This is a genomic window from Acidimicrobiales bacterium, from assembly GCA_035540975.1.
GTDB lineage: Bacteria > Actinomycetota > Acidimicrobiia > Acidimicrobiales.
On the sequence record DATLFN010000066.1, the window covers coordinates 1 to 6,412 of the forward strand.

Annotated in this window: 6 protein-coding genes; 4 read left to right on the forward strand and 2 right to left on the reverse strand. The window is 77.4% G+C overall.

Annotated elements, in window-relative coordinates; genetic code table 11:
* Positions 1 to 92: 92 nt before the first annotated feature.
* Entirely contained in the window at positions 93 to 1,133 is a 1,041-nt protein-coding gene (locus VM242_08185) for an ABC transporter permease (protein ID HVM05135.1), read from the reverse strand.
* Positions 1,126 to 2,760 (reverse strand): hypothetical protein, encoded by a 1,635-nt coding sequence (locus tag VM242_08190; protein HVM05136.1) that lies wholly within the window; start codon positions 2,758 to 2,760, stop codon positions 1,126 to 1,128. The genes VM242_08185 and VM242_08190 overlap by 8 nt, the downstream gene beginning before the upstream one ends.
* Positions 2,761 to 3,136: 376 nt before the next feature.
* Here VM242_08190 and VM242_08195 point away from each other — a divergent pair, with 376 nt between their 5' ends.
* The 4 genes from VM242_08195 to VM242_08210 form a co-directional block, all read left to right on the forward strand.
* Positions 3,137 to 3,742: a TIGR03086 family metal-binding protein gene (locus tag VM242_08195; protein ID HVM05137.1), complete on the forward strand. Its 606-nt coding sequence runs from the start codon at positions 3,137 to 3,139 to the stop codon at positions 3,740 to 3,742.
* Positions 3,739 to 4,197, forward strand: coding sequence for a VOC family protein (locus tag VM242_08200; GenBank protein ID HVM05138.1), 459 nt, complete (start codon positions 3,739 to 3,741; stop codon positions 4,195 to 4,197). The genes VM242_08195 and VM242_08200 overlap by 4 nt, the downstream gene beginning before the upstream one ends.
* Positions 4,194 to 5,963 (forward strand): non-ribosomal peptide synthetase, encoded by a 1,770-nt coding sequence (locus VM242_08205; protein ID HVM05139.1) that lies wholly within the window; start codon positions 4,194 to 4,196, stop codon positions 5,961 to 5,963. The genes VM242_08200 and VM242_08205 overlap by 4 nt, the downstream gene beginning before the upstream one ends.
* A partial coding sequence (locus VM242_08210; GenBank protein HVM05140.1) for a CoA transferase occupies positions 5,960 to 6,412 on the forward strand: 453 nt, incomplete at its 3' end. The genes VM242_08205 and VM242_08210, both read left to right, overlap by 4 nt.

Genomic DNA, 6,412 nt, shown 5'->3' on the forward strand with positions numbered 1-6,412 from the left:
GCGCAGGACCGACGGCGGCCGGCGGGCGGCGCCGCCGGGTGCGGGCGCGGGGGCCGGGGCGGCGGTGCCGGCGCGGGCGGGCGCCGTCACGCTCACCGGGCCGTCCTCGGGTCGAGCCGGCGGTAGAGAAGGTCGGCCAGCGCGTTGACCGTGACGATGCCGGCGCCGACCACCAGGAACACTCCCTGGATCGTCGGGTAGTCCCGCGAACCGATGGCCTCGAAGAGGAGCCCGCCCACCCCCGGGTAGGAGAAGACCCGTTCGACGAGCACGTTGGCGGTTATGGCGAACCCGACCTCCACCGCCGTGTTGCCGACCACCGGCAACAGCGCGTTCCGCGCCGCGTAGTGGTACTTGAGGCGGCGCTCCCGCAGGCCCTTGGCCCTGCCCAGCACGAGGTAGTCGGCGCCCAGCTCGCTCACCATGCCCGCCCGCATCAGCAGGTAGTACCCGACCGTGAGCCCGGCGGCGAGCACGATCGTGGGCAGGAGGAGATGGCGCCCGACGTCCACGATCCGTTCGGCCAGGCTGAACGACTCCGAGAACGGCGTCTGGGCGCCGAACAGCGGCAGCCAGTCGAGCTTGACGGCGAACACGAACACCAGCAGCGAGGCCAGGAGGAAGGGCGGGAACTCGCGCACGGCGAGCAGGGCGGTCATCAGCGCCCGGTCCGCCGGCCGGTCGCGGCGCCAGCCGGCGTGCACGCCGGCGGCCAGCCCGACGGCCAGCGCCACGAGCATCGAGGTCCCGATGAGCAACGCGGTCCAGGGGAGCCGCCGCCCGATCTCCTCGGACACGGGGGCGTTGGTGACGATCGACCGCCCCAGGTCGCCGCCGGCGAGGCGGCGCAGGTAGTTCCCGTACTGCTCGGGGAGCGAGCCGTCGAGCCCGTAGTACTCCTCGAGGGCGGCCCGGCTCTGCTCGCCCAGGCTGAACCCCGCCGACCCCCGGGCCAGCAGGGCGTCGATCGGGTCGCCGGGCATGGCCCGGGGGAGCAGGAAGTTGACGGTGACGAGGGCGAAGAGGACGACGAGGTACGACACCACGGCACCGGTCCACCGCCGCCGCCGGCGGGGCCGGGGCCCGTCGTCCTCCGCCCTGCTGGGCCGGGCCAGCTCGTCGAGGTCAATCACGGTCCGCGCGGTGCGGGGCGGCGGTGGGGCGGCGGCTCCAGGCCACCAGCACCACGCCGAGGCCGGCCAGCACCACGCCCACGGCCAGGGTGCGCCCGACGCCGGCCCCGGTGGCGACCAGGCGGACGCCGGCGACGCCCGTCCCCGCGGCGGAGGCGAAGGCGCCCGCCACGGTGGCGCACCGGGACTGGCCGATCACCAGCTCACCGACGGCCGCCGGCCCGAGCAGGTACAGGTGTACGGCGTTGACCGTGATGGCACCGGGGGTGCGGGTCTGCTCGTTCAGCACGACCCGGAACGTGTCGCCGACGTTCTCGATGCGACCCTCGTAGGTGGTGTTCGGGGCCGGGTCGGCCGGCAGCTGCACCACACGGTCGTCGGCGGGGGCGTCGACGTCGGCGCCCTGCGAGATGGTGAGCACGCCCCCGGTGAGGGTGGTGGACGCCGTCTCTCCCTCGAGCGAGGCGCGGCACGAGCTGCTCAGCGACGCCACGGTGAGCGGCCCCGGCCCCACCTCGGCCACCGACGCCGAGCTCGACGCCGATCCCGCCGGCCCCGTCACGCCCTGGGTGCTCACGCTCACGGCGCCGGAGACGAACAGCTCGGCCGGCCCGTAGACGGCCCTCCCGTTGGGGGCGGCCGCGGTGAGGGGCGGATCGGCGCCGGTGGCGGGCAGCGTCACCGACGGCGCCGGGCCCCTGGTGGCCGGGGGGCCGCCGAAGAGGCCGACGCTCGCGTAGTAGCCGTAGGCGCCGCCGCTCACCGCGGTCACCGTGCGGGCGCCCGGGGCGGCGGTGCCCCCGGCGGAGCCGCCGGAGAGGGCGGTGGTGGTGGTGGCGTCGGGCGCGGTGGTGGTGGCTGCTGCGGGGACGGCCGTGGTGGTGGTGGCGGGCGCGGTCGTGGTGGTGGCGGGCGCCCCGGCGGCGGTCACCCCGCACACCGACTGCCCGATGACGAGGTCGCCCCTCGCCGTCGGGCCGAGGAGGTACATATGGGCGGCGTTGACGGTGAGCGACCCGTCGGGGTTGGCCACCTGCTCGTTGAACACGATCCTGAAGCTGTCCCCGACGTGGTCCAGCGTGCCGGTGTAGGTGTCGTTGGGCGGTGGGCTCCCCGGGACGGTGACCGTCGTCTCCGGCGCGCCGGTCCCGGCGTTGGTCCTGGTGACCAGCCGCCCGTCGGCGATCGTCACCGAGCCGGTGACTGCGGACTCCGACGCGGTGCACGTGCTCCTCGTGGAGCCGGCCGTGAACGGGCCCGGGCCGACGCCGGTGGCCGAGGCGGAGCTGGTGACCGAGCCGCCGGCGCCCGTCCTCCCCTCGGAGCGGACCTCGATGGCGCCCGACTCGAACAGCACGGCCGGCCCGTACTGCACGCTCGCCGACGGCGCGGTGGCCGCCTGGGGGCTGTTCGACGCGTCGGCGGCCAGGTTGACCCGGGGGGCGGGGCCCTGCTCGGGCTGCGCTCCCCCGAACAGGGAGATGTTGAACGCCCGGTAGCCGTAGGCGCTGCCCGTGACGGCCGCCACGTCGGCGGCGGCCGGGCGCGGCCCGACGACGGCCAGCATCCCGGCCACGAGGAGCGTGACGCCCAGCAGGCGCCGGTATCCGCATCGAGCCTGAACCATGGGCCACCTCCGTGTGGGTCCCGCGCTGGTGCTCGACAGGGGCCGTCCCGCCGGCACCGGTGGCAGCCTAGTGGTACCGGCATTTCGCCACTAGGGGCAGCGTCGCCCGGCACCCCTGGCGTCACCGGCTGGGCGGTCGAGCGTCGCACATAGGTGCGTGGCACTAGGCTGCGGGTGAGGGGACCGCAAGGGGGTGACGTGGCGGGCAGCACCGGGCCAGAGGACGCCTCGTCGGCGTGGGGGTGGCGAGGGTCGGCCCGCGCCGAGGCCCCCGGCGGGGGGAGCGGGCGGTGACGCACCGCTCCCCGGGGACACGCCGGCGACCCCGGGTCGGCACCGCCGACCCGGGCGGGCCGCAGGGCGTGGGGGTGCCCGGGTGACGCCGGCGCCCGGTGGCCCGGCCGGGGCGCCGGGCCCCGTCGCCCTCCACGACGCCGCCCTCGACTCGACGGCGGCGGTGGTGGCCCGGGTGCGGCCCGACCAGCTCGGGCTGCCCACGCCGTGCGCGCTGTGGGACGTGCGGGCGCTGATCGGGCACCTGGTCGAGGCCAACGAGCTCTTCGCCGTCGCCGCCGGTTCCGAGCCGGCCGTGCTGCCCGCCGACGACCCCCTCGCGGCATACCCGGCGTCCACCGAGGCGGTGCGCCGGGCGTGGCACCAGCCCGGGGTGCTCGACCGCCACGTGCGCCTGCCGTTCGGCGCCCTCCCCGGCGCCGTGGCCGTGCGGATGCACTTCGTGGACCACCTCGTGCACGGGTGGGACCTGGCCGTCGCCACCGGCCAGGACGCCACCCTCGACCCGGTCCTGGCGTCCGCCGCCCACGACGAGATGACCACGGCGCTGGCCGGCGTGCCCCGCGGCCCGGACGTCGCCGGCGGGCCCTTCGCCCCCCCCGTCCCCTGGCCCGACGACGCGCCCGTCCACGAGCGGCTCGTGGCCTTCCTCGGGCGCCGCCCGCCGGCGCCGGCGCCGCCGCCGTGACGGGCGGAGGGCGCTTCGGCGCCGTGCACCACGTGGGCGTCACCGTCGCCGACCTCGACCGGTCGGTCGCCTTCTGGGAGCGCCTGCTCGAGGTGGCGTCGCGCGACCGGAGCCTGCTTCAGGGGCCGCAGCTCGGCACCATGGTCGGTTACGAGGGGATCCGCATCGAGCGCTGCTGGGTCGACCTCCCCGGCGGGATCGCCCTCGAGCTGCTCCGCTACCTCGACCGCGCCGACGAGCCCTACGACCCCGGCACCGCCCACCCCGGCAACGTCCACGTCTGCCTGCGGGTGCACGACATGGACGCTGCCCACGCCCACGCCGTCACGTGCGGGGCCCACCCGGTGAGCGACCGTCCCATCGTCGTGGCCGCCGGGCCCCGTGCGGGGACGCTCCTCGCCTACCTCCGGGACCCCGACGGGGTGACCATCGAGCTGGTGCAGGAACCGGGATGACCGAGCCCCGGCTGGTCCCCGACCTGCTGCGCCGACGGGCGGCGGAGGCGCCCGACGCGGTCGCGCTGCGGGTGGGCGACGCCGAGGCGCTGACCTACCGGTCCTGGGACGCCCGCTCGGACGCCGTCGCATCCGCCCTGGCCCGCCGCGGCGCCGGGCCCGGCCACCGGGTCGCCCTGGTGTTCCCGAACGCGGCGTGGGCCGACTTCGCCGTGTGCTACCTGGGCGTGCTCAAGGCCGGGGCGGCGGCCGTCCCCCTCGGTGCGCGCTTCACCGGTCCCGAGCTGGCCGGCGTGCTCGACCACGCCGGAGTGTCGGGCGTGGTCGGCCCCGACGCCGCACACGCGGCCGGGGACGAGGCCGGGGGCGGAACCTGGGCGGCCACTGCCGGCGACCTGGAGGCGTCCGGGGCGGCGGGTGCCTCCCCCGTCCCCGGCGGCGGCCCCGACGACGTGGCCGAGATCATCTACACGTCGGGTACGACCGGGACGCCCAAGGGCGTGGCCTGTTCCCATCGCAACCTGCTCGTCCACGACCTGCCCGCCGACGCCACCGTCCCCGGTCCCGGCCCGGTGTCGTTCCTGCACGCCTTCCCCATCGGGACCCAGGCGGGCCAGGAGGCGCTGCGCGTGCCCCTGCGCATCGCCGGCCGGGTGGCCGTCGTCATGGCCGTGTTCGACGCCGAGGCCCTGTGCGCCCTGGTGGCCCGCCACCGGGTGACCCGCCTGCAGCTGGTGCCCGCCATGGCCCAGGCGCTGGTGGCGTCCGGCGCGCCGCGCCGCCACGACGTCGCCTCGGTCCGGCGGATCGTCCTCTCCTCCTCGCCCGCCCCGCCGGCGCTGTTCGCCCGCTTGTCCGAGGCGTTCCCCGGGGCGTCGGTGTGGAACGCCTACGCCCTCACCGAGGCAGGGGCGGCCCGCACCATTATGGAGTGGGACGAGCGCCGGCCGACGGCGGTCGGGCGGCCCGTGGGCGGGACCGAGGTGCGCGTCGCCGACGACGCCGGTCGCCCCGTCCCTCCCGGCGCCACCGGCGAGGTGTGGCTGCGCCGGCGGGGCGCGCCCACCCGCTGGTACCACCGGGACCCCGACGCCACGGCGGAGGTGTTCGTCGACGGCTGGGTGCGCACCGGGGACCTGGGCCGCCTCGACGACGACGGCGTGCTCCACCTGGTGGGCCGGGCCAAGGACCTGGTCATCTCGGGAGGGTCCAACGTGTCGCCCGTCGAGGTGGAGAACGTGCTGTTCGAGCACCCGGCGGTCGCCGACGCCGCCGTGTTCGGCGTGCCCCACCCCGTGCTCGGCGAGGACGTGGCCGCCGCCGTCGTGCTCCGCTCGCCGACGCCCGTGCGCGAGCTCCAGGACCTGGTGCGGTCGCGTCTGGCCGAGCACAAGGTGCCCCACCGGGTGTTCGTCGTGGACGCGCTGCCCCGCAACCCGTCGGGCAAGGTGGTGAAGGACGAGCTGCGGGCCCGCCTGGCGCCCGCCGGGCCGCAGGCCGGGCCGGCCCCGGCGGCCCCCGTGGGGGCCACCGAGGAGGTGGTCGCATCGGTGTGGGCGGCGGTGCTCGAGCGGCCCTCGGTGGGCGCCGACGACGACTTCTTCGCCCTCGGTGGCCACTCGCTGGCGGCGGCCCAGATCGCCGCCCGCCTGGCCGACGCCTTCGGGGTCGACCTCGGGGCCGCCGCCGTGTTCGAGGCGCCCACCGTGGCCGAGCTGGCCCGGGCGGTGGACCACGCCCGCCGGGCCCCCTCGGGCGGCTCGTGAGCGGCTCGGTCACGGGGCCGGCGGCGGCGGTCGAGACGTGCCGCCGCCGCCTCCGCCTCTTCGACCCCGCCCTGGCCGACGCCCCCGGCGTCGACTGCGCCATGTCGTGGTACGGCGGGGCCGCGCTGCCCGCCGGCCAGCCCGGCAGCGAGGCGGCCGTCCAGGCGCTGTCCGGGCTGATGGAGGTCAACGGGCGCGACGCCGGGCGGCCCCGGCGGCTGGGGCTGGACGTCGCCTCCACCGCCGCGGGAGTGCTCGCCGCCACCGGCGTCCTCGCCGCCGCCGTGGGCCGGCGCCGGGGCTGGGAGGCCGCGGCGGTGGCCACCTCCCCCCTGGAGGCGGCGCTGGTGCTGCTCTCGCACTACTTCGTCGTGGCCACCGGGCTGGGCGACGCCGTGCCCGGCCCGCCGCTGCCCGCCCCGGGGCCGCCGTTCCGGAGCGCCGACGGG

Bases quoted from the DNA above. Each gene is read 5' to 3' on its own strand.
- VM242_08205 (HVM05139.1), top strand. From the start codon at position 4,194: ATGACCGAGCCCCGGCTGGTCCCCGACCTGCTGCGCCGACGGGCGGCG.
- VM242_08190 (HVM05136.1), bottom strand. From the start codon at position 2,760: ATGGTTCAGGCTCGATGCGGATACCGGCGCCTGCTGGGCGTCACGCTC.